The 18,555-nt window shown below is 59.2% G+C and carries 19 protein-coding genes; 8 read left to right on the forward strand and 11 right to left on the reverse strand.

Annotated features, from left to right (window positions below; translation table 11 throughout):
- From hisI to ubiE, 4 genes are all read right to left on the reverse strand, one after another.
- On the reverse strand, positions 1 to 426 hold the full coding sequence (gene hisI, locus BLT26_RS10745; RefSeq protein ID WP_091513572.1) for a phosphoribosyl-AMP cyclohydrolase: 426 nt from the start codon (positions 424 to 426) through the stop codon (positions 1 to 3).
- Positions 427 to 484: 58 nt separating this feature from the next.
- Complete coding sequence (gene ubiB / locus BLT26_RS10750) at positions 485 to 2,101, reverse strand: ubiquinone biosynthesis regulatory protein kinase UbiB (RefSeq protein ID WP_091514326.1); 1,617 nt, start codon at positions 2,099 to 2,101, stop codon at positions 485 to 487.
- A gap of 11 nt (positions 2,102 to 2,112) precedes the next feature.
- A complete protein-coding gene (locus BLT26_RS10755) occupies positions 2,113 to 2,736 on the reverse strand; it encodes a ubiquinone biosynthesis accessory factor UbiJ (protein ID WP_091513574.1) in 624 nt (207 codons plus the stop codon).
- A gap of 77 nt (positions 2,737 to 2,813) precedes the next feature.
- The gene (gene ubiE, locus BLT26_RS10760) at positions 2,814 to 3,563 is read right to left on the reverse strand and encodes a bifunctional demethylmenaquinone methyltransferase/2-methoxy-6-polyprenyl-1,4-benzoquinol methylase UbiE (protein WP_091514329.1); all 750 of its coding nucleotides are present in this window, start codon (positions 3,561 to 3,563) and stop codon (positions 2,814 to 2,816) included.
- A 108-nt stretch (positions 3,564 to 3,671) separates the two neighbouring features.
- Between ubiE and BLT26_RS10765 the strand changes: the two genes are divergently transcribed.
- The 5 genes from BLT26_RS10765 (at position 3,672) to BLT26_RS10780 (ending at position 8,488) form a co-directional block, all read left to right on the forward strand.
- Positions 3,672 to 4,487 (forward strand): CHAD domain-containing protein, encoded by an 816-nt coding sequence (locus tag BLT26_RS10765; RefSeq protein ID WP_091513576.1) that lies wholly within the window; start codon positions 3,672 to 3,674, stop codon positions 4,485 to 4,487.
- Positions 4,488 to 4,641: 154 nt separating this feature from the next.
- Positions 4,642 to 5,103 carry an NfeD family protein gene (locus tag BLT26_RS10770; RefSeq protein ID WP_091513579.1) on the forward strand — a complete coding sequence of 154 codons (462 nt, stop codon included), beginning with the start codon at positions 4,642 to 4,644 and terminating at the stop codon, positions 5,101 to 5,103.
- 76 nt (positions 5,104 to 5,179) lie between these two features.
- Positions 5,180 to 6,025, forward strand: a complete 846-nt coding sequence (locus BLT26_RS10775) for an SPFH domain-containing protein (protein ID WP_091513582.1) — start codon at positions 5,180 to 5,182, stop codon at positions 6,023 to 6,025.
- A gap of 252 nt (positions 6,026 to 6,277) precedes the next feature.
- Positions 6,278 to 6,721, forward strand: coding sequence for a hypothetical protein (locus tag BLT26_RS16320; RefSeq protein ID WP_139169506.1), 444 nt, complete (start codon positions 6,278 to 6,280; stop codon positions 6,719 to 6,721).
- 120 nt (positions 6,722 to 6,841) lie between these two features.
- Positions 6,842 to 8,488: a hypothetical protein gene (locus BLT26_RS10780; RefSeq protein ID WP_139169508.1), complete on the forward strand. Its 1,647-nt coding sequence runs from the start codon at positions 6,842 to 6,844 to the stop codon at positions 8,486 to 8,488.
- 214 nt (positions 8,489 to 8,702) lie between these two features.
- Here BLT26_RS10780 and BLT26_RS16495 read toward each other — a convergent pair whose 3' ends face one another.
- Together BLT26_RS16495 and BLT26_RS10785 are read right to left on the reverse strand one after the other, a co-directional pair.
- Positions 8,703 to 8,873 carry a hypothetical protein gene (locus tag BLT26_RS16495; protein ID WP_175453092.1) on the reverse strand — a complete coding sequence of 57 codons (171 nt, stop codon included), beginning with the start codon at positions 8,871 to 8,873 and terminating at the stop codon, positions 8,703 to 8,705.
- A 186-nt stretch (positions 8,874 to 9,059) separates the two neighbouring features.
- A complete protein-coding gene (locus BLT26_RS10785; protein WP_091513589.1) occupies positions 9,060 to 9,560 on the reverse strand; it encodes a SixA phosphatase family protein in 501 nt (166 codons plus the stop codon).
- Between the two features lie 132 nt (positions 9,561 to 9,692).
- Here BLT26_RS10785 and dbpA point away from each other — a divergent pair, with 132 nt between their 5' ends.
- The gene (gene dbpA / locus BLT26_RS10790; protein ID WP_091513592.1) at positions 9,693 to 11,096 is read left to right on the forward strand and encodes an ATP-dependent RNA helicase DbpA; all 1,404 of its coding nucleotides are present in this window, start codon (positions 9,693 to 9,695) and stop codon (positions 11,094 to 11,096) included.
- Between the two features lie 127 nt (positions 11,097 to 11,223).
- On the opposite strand, the gene BLT26_RS10795 is transcribed toward dbpA, so the two are convergent.
- Positions 11,224 to 13,305, reverse strand: a complete 2,082-nt coding sequence (locus BLT26_RS10795; protein WP_139169510.1) for a hypothetical protein — start codon at positions 13,303 to 13,305, stop codon at positions 11,224 to 11,226.
- A 227-nt stretch (positions 13,306 to 13,532) separates the two neighbouring features.
- On the reverse strand, positions 13,533 to 14,714 hold the full coding sequence (locus tag BLT26_RS10800) for an acyltransferase family protein (RefSeq protein WP_139169512.1): 1,182 nt from the start codon (positions 14,712 to 14,714) through the stop codon (positions 13,533 to 13,535).
- A 304-nt stretch (positions 14,715 to 15,018) separates the two neighbouring features.
- Between BLT26_RS10800 and BLT26_RS10805 the strand changes: the two genes are divergently transcribed.
- Both BLT26_RS10805 and BLT26_RS10810 read left to right on the forward strand, forming a co-directional pair.
- Positions 15,019 to 15,465: a hypothetical protein gene (locus BLT26_RS10805; protein ID WP_091513602.1), complete on the forward strand. Its 447-nt coding sequence runs from the start codon at positions 15,019 to 15,021 to the stop codon at positions 15,463 to 15,465.
- A gap of 334 nt (positions 15,466 to 15,799) precedes the next feature.
- A complete protein-coding gene (locus BLT26_RS10810; RefSeq protein ID WP_091513607.1) occupies positions 15,800 to 16,684 on the forward strand; it encodes a retropepsin-like aspartic protease in 885 nt (294 codons plus the stop codon).
- A gap of 63 nt (positions 16,685 to 16,747) precedes the next feature.
- On the opposite strand, the gene BLT26_RS10815 is transcribed toward BLT26_RS10810, so the two are convergent.
- From BLT26_RS10815 to BLT26_RS10825, 3 genes are read right to left on the reverse strand one after another with little or no spacing between them, the layout of a single operon-like run.
- Positions 16,748 to 17,635 (reverse strand): choline/ethanolamine kinase family protein, encoded by an 888-nt coding sequence (locus tag BLT26_RS10815; protein WP_175453093.1) that lies wholly within the window; start codon positions 17,633 to 17,635, stop codon positions 16,748 to 16,750.
- On the reverse strand, positions 17,632 to 18,273 hold the full coding sequence (pnuC, locus tag BLT26_RS10820; protein ID WP_091513614.1) for a nicotinamide riboside transporter PnuC: 642 nt from the start codon (positions 18,271 to 18,273) through the stop codon (positions 17,632 to 17,634). The genes BLT26_RS10815 and pnuC overlap by 4 nt, the downstream gene beginning before the upstream one ends.
- A gap of 5 nt (positions 18,274 to 18,278) precedes the next feature.
- Complete coding sequence (locus BLT26_RS10825) at positions 18,279 to 18,542, reverse strand: YkoF family thiamine/hydroxymethylpyrimidine-binding protein (RefSeq protein WP_091513616.1); 264 nt, start codon at positions 18,540 to 18,542, stop codon at positions 18,279 to 18,281.
- Positions 18,543 to 18,555 lie beyond the last annotated feature (13 nt).

Below are 18,555 nucleotides of genomic sequence, written 5' to 3' on the forward strand. Positions count from 1 at the left end.
TCACTTGTAAATGGCTTCCGGGTCCCGGATCACCGGGTCGCGCTCGCGCCACTGGCTGTCGTCCAGTACGCGATAGAAACAGCTGGTGCGGCCGGTGTGGCAGGCGATACCGCCCTTCTGCTCCACCAGCAGCAGCACCGTGTCGCCGTCGCAGTCGAGGCGGATCTCCCGCACCAGCTGCTCGTGCCCGGAGGACTCGCCCTTGCGCCACAGCTTGCCCCGCGAGCGCGACCAGTAGACCGCACGGCCGCCCTCCAGGGTAAGCTGCAGGGACTCCCGGTTCATCCACGCCATCATCAGCACCCGCCCGCTGGTGGCGTCCTGGGCGATGGCGGGCACCAGCCCGTCGCTGTTCCAGCTGACCTGCGCCAGGATTTCGCTGTCGCTGCTATGGGTGCTATGGGTGCTGTCGCTGTTCTCGCTCAATCCGTTGTCCCTTCTTTCACTCTTCCAGTGTAGGTTCGCCGCCGCTGTCGGTTGTGGCTCAGGGCCACAGCAGCAGTGCCGCCGCCGCCAGCGCCAGGCCCCAGGCGGCCGGTGGCATCTGGGTGGCCAGCTGGGGCGCGGCCAGGGCCACCGCGCCGGCGCCGAGCAGCACTCCGGCCACGCGCCTCAGGTAGCGGCGCCGGCCCACCCGGTTGGTGCGCGCCAGCTCGTCGCCGATCGCCTCCAGCCGCGGGGTCACCTCGCGGGACTGCTCCAGCGCGGAATAGACCAGCTGCGGCATCTGCGGGAATTTCTCCAGCCACTCGGGACCGTAGCGCTGCACCTCGCGCCAGATGGTGCGCGGGTGTACCCGGTCGCGCATCCAGCCTTCCAGGAATGGATGGGCAGTCTTCCACAGATCCAGCTGTGGATAAAGCTGCCGCCCCAGGCCCTCGATGTTGAGCAGGGTCTTCTGCAGTAGTACCAGCTGCGGCTGCACCGTCATGTCGAAGCGCCGCGCGGTCTGGAACAGGCTGATCAGCACCCGCGCGAAGGAGATCTCCCCCAGCGGCTTCTCGAAGATCGGCTCGCACACCGCCCGGATCGCCGCCTCGAAGGTGCTGATGGGCGTGTCGCGGCGCACCCAGCCGCTCTGCACGTGCAGCTCCGCCACCATGCGGTAGTCGCGGCGGAACATGGCCAGCAGGTTGCGCGCCAGGTAGTACTGGTCCTCGCGGCTCAGGCTGCCGACGATGGCCGTATCGATGGCGATGTACTGCGGCTTGTCCGGCTTCTTCCGCGACACGAAGATATTGCCCGGGTGCATGTCGGCGTGGAAGAAGTTGTGCTCGAACACCTGCTTGAAGAAGATCTCCACGCCGCGCTCGGCCAGCAGCGGCATGTTGGTATTCTGCGCATGCAGTTGTTGCAGGTCGGTAACCGGAATGCCGTCGATACGCTCCAGCACCAGTACATTCTCGCGGGTGTAGTCCCAGTAGACGTCCGGCACGTACAGCAGCGGCGAGTGGGCGAAGTTGCGCTTCAGCTGGGTGGCGTTGGCACCCTCGCGCACCAGGTCCAGCTCCCCCTCGATGGTGTGGCGATAGTCATCGACCACCTCCACCGGCCGCAGCCGACGCCCCTCGGGGCCCATCTTCTCGATCCAGCCGGCGACCACCCGCAGCAGGCGCAGGTCCTGCTCGATCACCTCCTCGATGCCGGGCCGCAGCACTTTTACCACTACCGAGGCGCCGGGCTTGCCGTCGCGGGCAAACAGGCGCGCGCCGTGCACCTGCGCCACCGAGGCCGACGCCAGCGGCTGCCGCTCGAACCCGGCGAACAGGTCGTCGACCTTCGCCCCCAGGGCCTCCTCGATCAATGCGATGCAGCGGTCCACCGGGAAGGGCGGCACATTGTCCTGCAGGTGGTCGAGCTCCTCGACCATGTCCGGGGGCAGCAGGTCGGGCCGGGTGGAGAGCAGCTGGCCGAACTTGACGAAGATCGGCCCCAGCTCCTCCAGCGCGCGCCGCAGCCGCTCGCCGCGGGAAGCCTTCGGCGCAGGCAGCAGCGCCAGCGGTGCCCACAGCACCCGCAGCCAGACGGGGCGGCGCTCGGCAGGCACCAGGGTATCCAGGCGATAGCGCATGGAGACCCGCAGGATGGTGAAAGTGCGCATTACCGGCACGGTCAGTCGTCCCCCCGCGCGAGTCTCTGCTGCAGCAGTGCCATCCGGGCTTCCAGCCGGTCGGTGGCCAGGGCCAGGTCGGCCACGTCCTCGGCGAAGGCCTCGAACTGGGCGCGCGGTGGGGTCAGCCGCCACTCCTCGCTCACCGCCTCGGCGGCGGCCCGGGGCGCCGTGTCCAGGCTGTCGCGCAGCCACCGCCCGGCGGAGCGCAGGGCGCCGCCGATGGAGTGGGCCGGTACGTCGCCCAGCAGCTGCGCCAGCGGCGCCTCCCAGTCGATATCCAGGTCGCGCATGATGGATTGCAGCTCTGCCAGGAAGCCGCTGGAACCGGTGATGCTCACGCCAAGACCAGCCGGGGTGGCATCGGCGTCGCGCAGCAGCCGCAGCAGCGAGATGGCGGAGCCGTGCAGGCGGGTGGTGATTTCACCGTCCCAGTGGCGGCGCACGCCGACCCGGTCGCCCTCTATACACAGCACCAGCGTCAGCGACGGGGCGGTGATGTCCAGCGCCAGCGTGCGGCCGTCGAGCTTTGCCAGGCGCGCGCGGGTGCCCGGGTCGTACTCCAGGGCGGCGTTGATGGCGGTTTCCAGCGCGGCGTCAAAGCCGGCGCGAAATGTGGGATCCAAGGCTGCGACTCTCCCGTTGATTCCCTGTGATGGTTTTCCTGGTCCCGACGGCGGGGCCGCCGGGCGCTAGCGCGGGATCAGGGCTTGATGCCCTTGTGCAGGGCGACGACGCCACCGGTCATATTGTGGTACTCGCAGTCGACAAAGCCGGCGTCGGCCATCATCTGCTTGAGGGTCTCCTGGTCCGGGTGCATGCGGATGCTCTCGGCCAGGTAACGGTAGCTGTCGGCGTCGTTGGCCACCAGCTTGCCCATGAACGGCAGCAGGCGGAAGGAGTACTGGTCGTAGACCTTCTCCAGTAGCTTTGACTCGGGCTTGGAGAACTCCAGCACCAGCAGGCGGCCGCCGGGCTTCAGCACCCGCAGCATGGAGCGCAGGGCCAGGTCCTTGTCGGTGACGTTGCGCAGGCCGAAGGCGATGGTGATGCAGTCGAAGGTGTTATCGGGGAACGGCAGGTACTGGGCGTCCGCCTGCACCGGCTCCACGTTGCCGGCGATGCCCCGGTCCAGCAGCCGGTCGCGGCCCACCTTCAGCATGGACTCGTTGATGTCCGCCAGCACCACGGTGCCCTCGGGGCCCACGATGCGCGAGAAGCGCGCGGTCAGGTCGCCGGTGCCGCCGGCAATATCCAGGATCGTCTGGCCCGGGCGGGCGGCGGACATCTCGATGGTGAAACGCTTCCACAGCCGGTGGATACCGCCGGACATCAGGTCGTTCATCACGTCGTAGCGCGCCGCCACCGAGTGGAACACGTCCGCCACGCGGCCGGCCTTCTCCTCCACCGGGACTTCCTGGTAGCCGAAGTGGGTGGTCTTGCGATCCTTCATCTTGTGCCTGCTCTGCCAAACTATGCCGGCATTGTACATTGGTGCGACCGCTCCGGCACCGCCGCTCGCTAAACTTAAAGGGGTAAATTCCGGCCGCGAGACACCCCGATGGGCTACAAGCTGGACAAAAAGAAGCCGTTGCCGGAGGCACTGCGCCGGGTGGCCCATGCCGAGGTAACGGCGGCGCAGGCAGCCCTGGAGGAGCTGTCCGCGGAGGAGGCCGTGCACGAGGTGCGCAAGCACTGCAAGAAGCTGCGGGCCCTGCTGCGCCTGGTGCGCAAGGACACCGAGAACCTCTACCGCTACGAGAACGCCCACTACCGCACCCTGGCGGACGCCCTTTCCGGCAGCCGCGACGCCGTGTCCATGCGCGACATATTCCTCAAGGTCGTACCCGCAAATGAATTCGACGAAGTGCGCGAATTCCTCGACCAACGCGCCGACCAGCATGCCGATCCGGAGGCGATGGCCGAGGCCGGGGCGATGCTCGAGCAGGGCGAGGAGCGCATCGACGAGTGGCCCCTGGATGAGCTGGGCTGGAAACATGCCCGGCGCGGCTACCGCGACTACTACAAGCGCGCCCGCAAGGCCATGGACAAGGCCTTCGAGCATGAATCCGCCGAGACCTTCCACGATTTCCGGAAGCGCGTGAAAGACCACTGGTACCACACGCGCCTGCTGAAGAAAAAATACAAATCGCTGGGGAAGCGGCGCAAGCCGCTCAGGGACCTGTCCCGCGCGCTGGGCGACTGGCGCGACCTGCACCTGCTGTGCAGCCTGCTGGCACCCCGCAGCGGCGAGTTCTCCGGCAAGCTGATCCCGCTGCTGGACCTGGCGAACGCCCGTATGAAGGATCTGCGCGAGGAGATCGACCGGCTGGCCGGCGAGCTGTTCAGTGAGAAGAAGCCCTCCCTGGATTCGTAACTCGGGATTCGTAACCGGCATCCCCCGAGCGCTGCCCGCATCCCTCACCAGAGCCAAACCTGTCTTTCCTGCCCCGAAGCGAAACAACGTCCCAAAGCAAGCGGTTTTTGGCATAATCTGAGGCACAAATCACGCCAAAGAGAAGAACATTATCATGCTGGAATGGCTGAACGCGCATATCGCCTACTGGCACTGGCTCGTCCTGGGCCTGCTGCTGGTCACCGCCGAGATCTTCGTTTCCGGCTTCGTCCTGTTCTGGTTCGGCCTGGCCGCCCTGCTGATGGGCGTGCTGACCCTGGCCGTGGACATTCCCTTTACCCTGCAACTGATCCTGTGGGCCTTCGCCTCCGTCGCCTTCGTGGTGATCTGGGTGAAGAGCATCAAGCCCCGCTGGAAAGACCGCACCACCGCCGGCATGGCCTACGAGGCCCTGGTGGGGCAGGTGGGCCTGGTGCTGGAATCCAACGCCGGCCGGAGCCGCGGCCGGCTCAAGTTCCCCGCGCCCATCCTGGGTGAGGACGAGTGGACCTTTATCTGCGCGGCAGAGGTGGCCATCGGCGATCGCGTGCGCGTCACCGATATTTCCGGCAACGCGCTGATGGTGGTGCCCCACTAAGCCCGCGCCGCCGATACCGAAAACAACACCAATTAAAAACTGATTTTTTAACAGACCCCGGGGAGGGGAAACAGAAGTGGAAGGTTTATATGTAGTACTGGCGCTGGTGGCGCTTGTGGTCATCACCATCGCCAAGGGCGTGCGCATCGTGCCCCAGGGCTCCAAGCATATCGTGCAGCGGCTGGGTAAATACCACCGCACCCTCACCCCGGGCATGAACGTGGTGATTCCCTATGTCGACCAGGTGCCCTACAAAGTGACCACCAAGGACATAGTGCTGGATATTCCCTCGCAGGAAGTGATCACCCAGGACAACGCCACCATCATTGCCAACGCCGTGGCCTACATCAATATCGTCTCGCCGGAGAAGGCGGTGTACGGGGTGGAGGACTATGAGATCGCCATCCAGAACCTGGTACAGACCGCACTGCGCTCGATCATCGGCGAAATGTCGCTGGACTCGGCACTGTCCTCCCGCGACATGATCAAGGCCAAGCTGAAGGAAGGTATCTCTGACGATATCGCCGACTGGGGCATCAACCTGAAGACCGTCGAGATCCAGGACATCAACCCGTCCCAGACCATGCAGACCGCCATGGAAGAGCAGGCTGCCGCCGAACGCCAGCGCCGCGCCACCGTGACCCGCGCCGAGGGCGAGAAGCAGGCCGCCATCCTGGAAGCCGACGGCCGCCTGGAAGCCTCCAAGCGCGACGCCAAGGCCCAGGTAGTCCTGGCCGACGCCAGCCGCGAGGCCATCGAACGCGTCTCCTCCGCCATCGGCGAACAGGAAATGCCAGTGATGTACCTGCTGGGGGAGCGCTATATCAGTGCACTGTCGGAGCTGTCCCAGTCGGACAATGCGAAGAATGTGATTTTACCGGCGGATCTGCCACAAGCGGTTAAGGGATTGTTGAACCGATAACAGTGGAGGCGCCCGGCGCTGATAATGCGCCGGTCTCACAGTACCCCGTAGCCAGGATCAAGTGATGGCACCTGTATAACAGAAGATACATAGACGTGTTTTGATATTTCTGGTCGAATAATTTCGATCTTTATATAAGCTATTGATTTTAAGAAGCTTCTATTCTGTTCAATAAATTAGACGCTGTTGCCGAATAAAGAGATATATAGACGCGTCCTTTGAATAAACTGTTAGCCTTTAAGAGAAATTCGGATGCTTCCAAGATATAAAGATATCGTTGAGTTACTTAAAAAAGGCTCGACACTCGAAGCTCAAGAGCAAATTATGAGTCTACGAGAAGGTGCCCTTGAACTACAGGAAGAGAATCAAGAGCTTAAATCACGAATTCGTGAGCTTGAAGGCAAGCTGGAAGCTATTGATTTCTGGGAAAATGAGAAGAGCCGCTACTATTTGGTGTCGCCTTGGAGAGGGCCAGCTCAAGCATATGCTTTGAAGAAATCAGAGTCTGAAGGCGAGCCTCCTCATCTGGTTTGTTCAAATTGCTTTCATCAAAGACAAAAAGTAATTCTTAATCCGAAAAATAAAGATGGCTGGATTTACCTTACTTGCCCTGCATGTAAAGCAGAAATTACAACCGGTCTCCGTGGGGTTCGCGGCCCGCAGTACGCAGAGGAGTATACTGCAGAACCAGGCTAACAAGCAGCGGCAGAGCGACAGCCAACGCTACGCACCTTTTGTGTTACTCGCTGGCGCTCAAAAATTAACACAAAATGTGCTCCACGCTGGCTGCGCCTGCGCTGGGCGTTAGGAGAAATAATGAGATCCATTCTATTGTTGTTTGCTATTTTTTCTATTTCTGGACTTGCTTCATCTAAGGATCTATCTACGAGGGAGCTTTATGAGCGATTCAATATGCGTTCGATATTTAGTTCCTACGGACAGCGATTGAAGTACTACTGCGAGAGCTATCCAAAAGAATATTTTAGCGAGGCAAAGTTTGTATCTGAAAGCCGACTGGAGCTGAAAGAAGGCGACGACATTTGGACGCTTACCATTTTATCGCCCAAAAGAATAGCTATATCCAATCAGATAACCTCCGGGACATACAATAGTGCAAAAGAATATGATGTAGTTTATAGCGAAGACAATGATGACTGGAGGGCTTCGGAGACGTTTATTAACGTACGCGAAGGGTGCAAATATTTTAGGGCCCCAAAAGCCCAAGAAGCGGTGTCTGGAGAGCATGTATATGTTCTGGCTTCAAGGGCTAATCTGAGGGAATCCCCTACCCCGTCGGCACAAGTCCTGAGGCAGGTTGGCATTGCAACGCGGTTTGAAGTTATTCGCCCATTCTTTCCCTGGCTTGAAGTATCAGACCCGGAAACTGGTTACGGTGGCTATATTCATGAATCACTGGTCAGCACCGAAAAGCCCACCGTTGAACTGGCACTGAAAAAGCTGGAGCAAAGCGCTCCGGGGGAACGATTGCAGTGGGCAGAGAGAGCGGCAGCCATGGCGCCTACCAATACTGATATTCTTGCCCTTCTTGGTGATGAGCTGGACCGCACGGGAGAATTAAAGAGGGCTAACAAAATTCGGCAGGAGATTCTTCGAATTTCAGGCGAGGCCAATAATCCCGAAAGCTGGAAGGCGGTTTTTGCCTACAAAGGAAGCGGCGTTGAGACCCTCACATACTATAAGGACGGAGCGTTTTTTGATCCTGACTTATCTGAGGAGAACTATCGCAATAACTTGGAGTTTTTCCACCGTAAAGGTAACGAGTACCACCTGTTTAGCGATAGAGGAATATCCGCTGAATTGAAGGTTTCGCGCGATGCGCCTTCAAGCCGGCTTGCGGAATATGGAAACTGCCTTCTGGATACTTCCGCATCCACGCAGACCATCTCCGGCAACCCTGAAAAGGATTCAACTTCCCGTATTGCCGCGAACTTCATCCCCGATTCCAAGCGCCCTCCGTACCAGCAAGAGCAGGACGACACCCTTATCCGAGATATTTCAGGGCTCCTAAAAAACAAGTTTGAAGCTCAGCTATCCTCGATGGCGCTCGATCATTTGACTCTACAGGAGCTTCAGGCGCTCAAGGAATCTCAGGAAATTGTGAGCATTGGCCACGCAGACCTCGATGCAGACAACAGCCAGGATTACTTAGTGGTCGTCAACTACAACCTGGCGAACACACAAAGAGAGGTTGGCTATTCAGCGCTCTACCTACTAAGTAACCCAAAGGGTAACTGGGAAGTAGATTTCACAGATTTCTGGGGTGGCGGTGGCGATGCAGTCTCCCGAACTGCTGCCTATATCGGTCATATCGACATAGATGGCGACGGCATTCAGGAACTCTTTCTCTCCAGAGAACACTACGAGGGAACTTCAACGACCATGCTAAAAAAGGTTAATGGCCTCTGGCAAACCACGGGCATCGGAAGCTACACAGGCTGCTGACGATTTAAAAAATTCCCAGGGAGCTTTGATTCGCGCCGGCCTGTCGGCGATTCTGGGTGGAGAGGATGTCGTCGGTCAGGGCATGACCGCCTGGGGGAAGAACGTGGAATTCAGCTTGGTCGTGCTGCATTAGCTGCGGGCGGACCAATTCAGGGGGAGGGGGAGGGGGAGGACGAGCAAGGGCAGGCACTGCTTCTGCGCCTGCCCCAGAGAATCAGCAATTGCCTTTCTTGGCCTGTCCCGGCGGACAGTGCCGCTGGCTTCCGCCGACAATGACGCCAGGGAGTTTTACCTTGGCGGGCTTCAGTTCGACACCGGGGCCAACAACTGTGCATCCATTCAGAAAGGCTGCTGCGCAAAGAATCAGGGCGATTTTTAGTTTCATGGGAATACTGCGGTAAATGGATTTGGCGGCTATCTTAGTGTCTCGCGTGGCTGGCGGTCTATTCATCTGCCGGGCTTTTGGCCGAATATGAGGTCCGTTTCTCACTGCAATTTCTGAGAATGCGCGGCTGGTCACAGGGGGAGCGCGGAACCTGCACAGGCTTTAATCCACCCCAGGCCAAAACCATTAGTCCTGTTTATGCAGCTTCGGGTAGTCGAAAAGCTCGACGCTGCCACAGGATTCTGCCAGTTCGCACCAGCGTGTAATTCCCAGTTGCATATGCAGCACCGCGGCAGTGGGGAACCTGGCCAGCCGGTCGCCGGTGAGATAGCAGCCCAGGTTTTCCAGCCCAGGGTTGTGGCCCACCACCATCAGGTGGTGCCAGCGGTCGTCCTGCTGCTGCAGGTGCTGCAACATTGCCTGGTAACTGCAGGCGTAGAGTCCCGGCTGCACCACTACCTGGTCCGGGTCCAGTTCCAGCGCAGCGGCGACTGCCCGGGCCGTGGTGAGTGCCCGGACCGCACCGCTGGTCAGCAGCCGGTCCGGCACCAGGCCGAGCTCGCGCACCCGCTGCGCCATGGCCGGCAGGTCACGTTCGCCGCGCTTGTTGAGGGGGCGGTCGAAGTCGTCCAGGGTGGGATCGGCCCAGCTGGACTTGGCGTGGCGGATCAGCGTGAGCTTTTTCATGGGCGGGCTCGGTCGCGTGCTGTCATCGCAGTATTGGCCGAAAGCCGGGCAAGGACCACTCCGTCGGTTCCGATAGGAACCTGGCCCCGGTTTCCCTACAATGCGCCGCTATTCCCCCAATGAGTGCCCGTCGTGACCACCCCAGATACTGACCACCCCCGCGATTTCCCGTCCCTGCCCCTTCAGCCCGCCCTGCTAAGGAACCTGCAGGACCTGGGTTTTTCCCAGATGACGGAGATCCAGGCCGCGGCGCTGCCGGCGATCCTGGACGGCAAGGATGTCATCGGCCAGGCCAAGACCGGCTCGGGCAAGACCGTGGCGTTTGGCCTGGGCGTGCTGCACAGGCTGCAGGCGGAGCGGTTCCGGGTGCAGGCGCTGGTGCTGTGCCCCACCCGCGAGCTGGCGGACCAGGTGGCGCAGGAGCTGCGCAAGCTGGCGCGGACCATCCACAATATCAAGATTCTGACACTGTGCGGCGGCATGCCGTTCGGGCCGCAGATCGGCTCCCTCAAGCACGGGGCCCACATAGTGGTGGGCACGCCCGGCCGCATCGAGGACCACCTGCGCAAGGGCAACCTGGACCTGGGCGAGGTACAGACCCTGGTACTGGACGAGGCCGACCGCATGCTGGATATGGGCTTCCAGGCGGTGCTGGACCAGATAGTCGCGGAACTGCCACGGCAGCGGCAGACCCTGCTGTTTTCCGCCACCTACCCCCGGTCCATAGACCAGCTGGCCACCCGGGTTCTGCGCGACCCGGTGAAGGTGGAAGTGACTACGGGCCATACCCAGGGCACGATCGAGCAGAAATACTACCGGGTGGAGAACAACGAACAGCGGCCGGCGGCGCTGTACCAGCTGCTGGCCAGCTTCGATGTTTCCTCCGCGGTGGTTTTCTGCAATACCAAGAAGGAAACCGACGAGGCCGCGCAGACGCTGAAGCGCGCCGGCTTCGCCGCGCTGGCGCTGCACGGGGACATGGAACAGAAAGACCGCGACCGCACCCTGGCCCTGTTTGCCAATGGCAGCGCCTCCATTCTGGTGGCCACCGACGTTGCCGCCCGGGGGCTGGATATCGAGGAGCTGCCGATGGTGGTGAACTACCACCTGTCCCGCGACCCGGAGGTGCACGTGCACCGCATCGGCCGCACCGGCCGCGCGGGGCAGAAGGGCCTGGCGGTAACACTGGTCAGCAAGAAGGAAATCTACAAGGTGGAGCGGCTGGAGGAGCTTATGGGGCAGCCGATAACCCTGCAGGAAATCCCGGAGCTGCCCCGGGGGTTCGCGCCCGCCAGGCCCATCATGTCCACCCTGCAGATCGATGGCGGCAAGAAACAGAAGGTGCGCCCCGGTGACGTGGTCGGCGCCCTGACCGGCGACGGCGGCATCGACGGCTCACAGATCGGCAAGATCCGCGTATTCGACTTCTCCACCTTTGTCGCGGTGGAGCGCAAGGTTGCCAAGAAGGCGCTCGGCAAGCTTGCCGATGGCAAGATAAAAGGGCGCAAATTCCGCGCCCGGATTGTGGGGGTCTGATTCTGGTAGCTCGCCCAAGACACATGTGGAAGTGAACGGCCGGGGCGTTCTCTACCGCCCTACTGTCGGAACTACTCCAGACAGACAACTCCTAGAGGCTCGTGCTGCGAGCCTTAACTTTCGGCGGTTAACGCGAGATCGTGATCAATTCCCCGGAAGCGAAATCAATTTGAACTACGTTGTTGATCTTGGTCCCGTACAGTTGTCCGCCATTGGTTGCCTTTGCGTCCAAGATATGTATGTTCGAACCGAGCTCATAATCTACGTATCTCCAAGGCATTACTTCGCATGTCTTTGCCTCTACGTCGTACCGCATGAGTTCGTTCCCAGAAATCCATATCCATGGGTTACTTGGGTCCAAGGCGAGCCCATGGCTCCAGTCGATATTGGTATCACCGCCGTTCTCAGGGCAGCTATCCAGCAGCACTGCAGCTATACCTGTTGCCGGGTCATAGGAATGCAGCTCTCCATTTCCCTGAGACAGAATATAGAGCAGCCCCGTGGCAACATCCAACTCGACATCTGCCGGATTGTCCATCACCGCTGACGAATGAATACTCGTCACAGCTTTAGTGGCCAGATCAAATGCGAGCACAGAATCCGTAATTTTGTCCGTCAATAGCAGGCGGTTCGCGGCCGCATCGAGACTGCCGCCACCAAATCGGTAACTACCACCACAGGCACCGGAATCTGACGAATCAAGCCGCGTGAAATTCCCGTCATTTAATGAAACCTCAAAGGCCGCGTTTTCGAACACTGCGAACAGTCGCCCGCCGTCCAAATCCAGAATTAGATCTCGGGCAACATAACGGCAAAACAAATTAAACCGTGTTAGTACCGTACGATCCCCGGTTACCAGATCAATCTCAACAAGAACCTCGCCAGAGTAGCCACCGTCATCTAGCACGAACGCCCGCTGGCTACCCTCATCCAGCTCTATAGCTCTCGGCCATATCAGGCGCTTTCCCTCTCCAACACTGCTGGCAGCAAATTCTGTTCGTGAACCCGTATCCCGGTCCATAGCAAAGATATAGTCAAAGCCGTAATCCCCCACCAATAGGCGGTTACCGGCAGTATCCAGAAAAACAGCGCCGAGCCGGGCAACATTGAAAAACAATTCTTCTTTTTCGAGAGATATAACCTGCTGGGTCCCGTTATCGATATTTACCTTCGCGATACCATCATAGCCGACCACATAGGCCGTGCTGCTTCCCTCAGCAATGTCGATTCGGTCCGGAAGCAGATCTATGGGTTCTGAAACTTCTTTTATATCCTGACCTTGATAATCAATCAGCCTCAGCCGACCATCCCCTCCTATAGCGCCAGGCACTTCGGTCCCGATAACCAAAAAGCCGTCGTCTGCCAATGTAAATGAATTGGCAGACACCTTGGCTCCAGACTGAGTATATCCATTTATTACCGTGCTAATTCTGTCTGCAGCCAAGTCATAGCGTAATATGACAGTATTGTTTTTTGCCCAATCGCCAGTCGCTGAAACGTATATCAGCATCAGATAGAGACTGGTATTATCAGGGGACATTTTGATGTCGGTTATCCTGGCACCTGACCATTCTGTCGGGTCCAGGTTGAGGCTATATCCCAGTAGCAGTCGCTGCGCTCTCGAATCCAGATCAAACGCGGTGAGATTAAGGTGCCCATCCAGGTATGAGGGCAATATCACCTCATTCCGCGAATCATCAAATGCGTAAAGGCCATAGTAGGGAAAGTCATCTGGAACAGGAATGATCTCATAAGAACTATTGTCCAGACCCCATACGACAAATGGATTAGTCCTTTTTTGGCCGGCGGGAAATCTCGGTGCTTGCCCGATCAGCCTTCGGTTGACGAAGTCTATTGCGAAGGCTGTCGGGACAGCCCTGGCTGCAAGCTCGAAAGTGACAGTCACCTGGCAGTTTTTGGCGATCGGCCCGGTAGTGTATATCGATCCGTCGAATGTCCCGCCGCAGCCACGGATCGTGCTGACCTTATAGCCGAGGTCCGGGGAGACATTGAACCTAGCCCTACCGCCAGCACTAACCGTTGTGCTCTCTGGGCTGATAGCCCCCCCGGACCCAGCAGATGTCGACACGGTAAATTCTGATGTAGCATCCCCGGAAGAGGTCCCATCTCCCCCTCCACCACTTCCGCCGCCACATGACACGAGGGACAGACCAGCCACAAGCACAAGAAGTAGTTTCCACCGGTCCATACTGCCCCCTTATTCGATTTTTTATTAGAAGGGCAGGATAATACGTTTTTCGTACCTAATCGCCCGTCTCGCCAGAGAATGGCGTTAGTTTCATTGGCTTTGCTTGCATGTCGAGGCTCCGGCGCGCGCAAGCGTTATAGCCAGGCAGCGCCGGAGACTCGAGCAGGTGCGGAGGTCGCCCCAGATGAGATCGGATCAACACCGATACTATTTTTGTCCAGGCGGGATCAGAGCCGAATGAAGATGCCCTTGCGATTTAGCGGCCATACCAACAACGTCACTATGGTAACTATGCCAAAGGCACACAGTAATGAGGCCGCCCACGGATTGCCGACAACAGACAACGCCACCTGGAAGCCAAAGTTCTGCGGGCTGGTGTCGCCGATCGGCGTGCCCGAATAGGCCAGGAAAACCTGGGACAATATAAAGGCGAAAATAGCATTGCCGCCAAGGATCAGCACAGGCTGCAGTATTTTCCGTCCCGCTGCCGCGTAAAGGACAAAAAATAACACACAGTAAGCAATTGCCGCCCAGCCACTGGATACGATCGCGAAGCTGGAGGTCCAGATCCGCTTGTTGATGACAAAGAGCGGATCCAGCAGGTGCCCGATGCAGACCAGCGCAAACCCGGCCGCGATACCCAGCTTCAGTTGCCGGTTTGAGGGTGCCCGCCCCAGCCAGTGCGCGAAGATCGCTCCGATGAGGACGTTGGCCGTGGCGGGGAAGCTCGCCAGTAATCCCTCCGGGTCATACACCACCTTACCGGCTGCATCGGTGCCGTAGGGCCACAGGTGCGCCACAGTGAAGACCTGGCGATCCACCCAGGCAGCCAGGGTGCCGGCCGGAGTGACCGAGCCCGCCGGGTAGCCCGGTGCCGAGGTAAAGGTCAGCACAAGGATCCAGCCAATCAGTAGGGCACCGGTGGCCAGCACCAGGCCTTTGTTATTCATGTGCAGGGTTGAGCCCGAACGGTTCGCCAGAGCCAATATGATTGTCGCGGCAAGCACGTAACACACGCCTATCCGCTGCAACACGCCGGGAATGCGCAGGCTGGTGAAGTCGAAACTGGGCAACAGGTTCAACAGCAGGCCCAATCCGATCAGCGACAGAGTGCGTCGGCCGACTCTTCCTGCGTGCTGGCCGATTGACCGGTCATTGGGGAAGCCCAGGGCCATGGCTGCACCTACGGCGAAGAGGAATGCAGGGAACACCAGGTCGGCCAGGGTGTAACCGTGCCAGGGCGCGTGATCGAGCATCGGCAGGCGATGACCCCAGGAGCCCGGGCTCACCACCAGTATCATTCCCATAACGGCAAGGCCGCGCAGGGCGTCCAGTGCAAGGATCCTTTTTGCCGTCGCTGGCGCGGCAACCTGGACGGAGGACGAGGGGGTTGTTGTTATGCTTCCCATTTATAGTCCCAACTCGGTTTGTTAATTATATTTTTTTGGCTTACCGAATTCTCTGGATTCGGGTATCAGCCTGATTCATTTCCGGGCCATGCGCCTGACAACCACCGGCGAGCAGCCCGAGATGCACCAGTCACGGTATCTTGGCGACCGATGATTCGTCCAGCGCGGCTTCGGCAAGAGGGGACCTATGCGGGACAACAGGGAAAATAAAAACACGATAAGTCGCGAGGGACACAGCGAAGGATCATGGACGCTGTACTGATAATAGAAATATCATCAGCTCAACTTCACGACGGAGAAAATCATGAAAAGAATAACGATGAATGGAATATTGCTGGCCTTCGCCTTATCGCCGAGCCTTGGTCTCTCTGACGACTTGAAAGATGTTTATTGGTCCACCCATGCCTGCGATGGCTATATTTATCATTTTGACAATGCCGACGGCGAATTCAGGATTTACACCCGCCTCGATGTGGAAGACAAAAAACGAGGAGAGTATAAGTCTTACCAATTAACCGAGGGCAAATTGGAAAAGGTGGATGTGGCCCGGTACCGGTTATCTGGCGAGAGTATCTCCGGTACCTTGAGCATTGACTCAGCCGAGATGCAGCAGGCCACAATGGAATCAACCCAATTTGGCAGTGCACCGCTTATCCGCTGTGATGCGATAAAGGCGAAGCAGCTGATCAGCGAGGCAGATAAACATTTCGAATCCTGCCCCAAAAACGTACTTAACTGTAAGAGCAGTTAGGCGCTGCAGACTTGGACCGGGCGTGCGCCTGCTGCAGGCCCCGCCCGGTATCAGGCGTCGGCGCTATCGTTGACTTGATACAGTGTTGATCAGACTTTCGATTCAGGTATCCCGTCGATGGGGCTAACTAGTGCCCCTCCCGCGACCATGAGATACATCTGAACTGGGCAAGCATCATCTGCCAGGGACGAGCGACTACCTGTCTGGCCCAACCGGGGCGGGCGACGTAGTATCACTGACGTCGGCCCGCCTGACTGATTGACTATCCAAGAATCTACCATTTAACGCCGCGCACTGGCCAAGAGTGCTTTCGGCAATCCCAGGGTGCAGCTCTATGAAGCCTCTCGCCTGTATTTTTACCGCAATTCTGCTCAGTCCATTTATTTCCCACGCATCCTACGCCGCAGAATTCACCGTCTTTAACAACAGGGTTTTCCTGCCGGCGTACATCAACGGCACTGAAACCCTGGCTTTGCTGGACAGTGGGGCGGAGATGTCACTGATCGATAAAGGATACGCCCGCTCCCAGTCGCTGGTGCCTGAAGGCGAAGCCGTTGCCAGGGGAACCGGGGGGCAGCAGGCTGTGCAGTTTGTAAGTGACGTAGAGCTCCAGGTGGACGGTGCCCTTTTAAAGAGCCAGACACTGGTAGCCATTGACCTGGCCGATGTATCACAGCGCCTGATCGGCCGACCACTCACGCTGGTGATCGGCCGCAGCCTGTTTGATCGCGGCCCCGTGTGGATTGATTTCGCCAGCAACGAACTACAGGTACTCCCGGCTCAGGATCAGGCGGAGGATATCTGGGTTCAAAAACTGAGGGACGCCGAAAAGCTGCCGCTGCGGGACCATAAGGGGATCAAGCAGATCCCTGTGCTGCTCGAGGGTCATGAAGTCTTGGCAGACTTCGACCTCGGCAATGGCAGCGAAACGCTGGTCAGCCGTACCCTGGCAAGCGAACTCGGCCTTGTTTCCGACGAACGGATAGCGGGCACAAAGTCCGGCGGCGGCGTGGGGGGCGAGGTGACCCGACAGCTGATCCGCGTAAAGAGCCTGACGATTGGTAACAGGACCTTTCATGACCTGACAGTGGCAATCGATGATACCGAGGAATCTCTCTCGATGAACATCGGCATGCAGCTGCTGAAGAATTTTTCGATGCTGGTCGATTTCCCGGCCGATACCGTTCATCTGGTGCGGGAGCGAGTGGGAACGAATTAATCGACGGGCGGGAGCGCAGGCCCGGTTCACACCGTTCATTCGAGCGAGGTCAATTGGCCAGAATTATCGGCGACCTGCTCCACCGGAAAGTGAGGCGGCCCTGGATAAATTGCGGGCCCAGCCAAGAATTTCACCAACGCTAGCAGTCCCGTGCCTGCCCATACTCCACTGGACTGCATGCCACAGCACAGCCAGGTACCTGTAAATCAGCCGCCAGTGGCTGAGGCGCTGCAACTCATTATCAACGTTCTCACAACCCAGGTATTCCGCCAGTAACAATCGACACCGGCGCTCATCCAGTGTGTGTTCCTCTGCGATTACCGCGAGATCATAGAAGGGATCGACCATGGCGGCATATTCCCAGTCGATGGCAAAGAGGCGATCCGGCCCCGTGACGACCAGGTTTGCCGGCACCAGGTCATTGTGGCAGAGGACCGCGCCGTCGCTGAGCGACCTGGCGCGCTCGATATGCGGCTCGAGGTGGCGGTGCAGCACATGAAGTTCCGCGCCGAATTCGGTCCGGTCGTCGATCGATTCCCGGTAGCGCGCTACTTTCCCCTGAATATCCAGGTGGGCATCGATAGGAGGAAGGGCGTGGATCTTGCGCAAAAGGTCCGCCAGTTTCTGTAGCGCACCTTCATCGTCAGGGCACCAGGCTTGCCCTTCCAGGTAGCGCGTGACCAGGTATTGGCGGGCGGGGTCGCAGTGGACCACCGGCGCGCACAGGCCTGCCCGGTCTGCCAGGTGGAGGGCCGATGCCTCCGCTTCGCGGTCCAGGTCCAGCTCGGTGCTGATATCCGAGTTCAGGCGCAGAACGAGCCGCTCTTTGCCCGTCGCCAGCAGGTAGTTCCTGTTGGTAAGGCCGCCGGACAGCTGCCCGATCAGTTCGGGCCGGATGCCGCTCCACCGGGCCCAGTCGTGCGGAATTATATCGGCAGTCGTCGCGCTCACGCCGCCATCGCACCAGAGCGATCCGCCAGGGATTCCCTGCGGTAGATGGTATACCACTGGATGAAGCCCACCACCACCAGGATTACGTAAACCAGGAACAGCAGCGCGGTGAGGTAGAGTTCCCGGTCCAGGTAGAGATAGATGGAGGCACCATCTATGACAAACCAGTAGATCCAGTTTTCCAATACCTTGCGCGTCACCATATAGGTGGTGACCACCGCGCCCCAAGTGGTAAACGAATCCAGGTACGGAAGCGCGGCGCTGGTGTTGGCTTGCAGCAGGTAACCGAACACCAGCGTAAGCACACCCACCCCGCCGATTGCCAGCAGGTGCCTGCGCAGCGACCAGCAGTGGATCTGCAGGTCCCGCTGGCGCTCGGCGTGGTGGCGCCACTGCCACCAGCCGTAGACCGCCATTGCGAGGTAAAACACCTGCAGCGCCGATTCCATCAGCAGGCTGACATCCCAGAACAGGAACAGGTAGATCGCCGTACTGACAAAGGCCGCGTACCAGCAACTGATCTTCTCCTGCATGGCCAGCACTAGGTAGGCCAGCGCGAGGATAACTGCAGCGATTTCCCACAGGGACATGGCGGCCAGTGAAGCGGCGATGGCGCTGCCGATTTCTCCGTCAAGCATCCCGCTCACCCGTTATGCCCACCGGGGGCCAGGTCGCCCTCGATAAACTTGCACACGAAGATGGCGCGGCCGAACTGCTCGTAGGATGCACGCATTTCCTGCCTGAGGATATCCATCACCAGCTCGTAATCGCCGAATACCTGGGTGCTCATGGTGTTGGTGATCACCCGCAGGTCCTGATGCTGGTGGAGCCGGTCGATAAATTCCTGGATCGCCGGGATGTACTCGTCCTTCAACGGGTACATGCTGATTTCGACGGAGAGTTTCATAAGCTACCTCCAG

The organism is Microbulbifer yueqingensis, from assembly GCF_900100355.1.
GTDB lineage: Bacteria > Pseudomonadota > Gammaproteobacteria > Pseudomonadales > Cellvibrionaceae > Microbulbifer > Microbulbifer yueqingensis.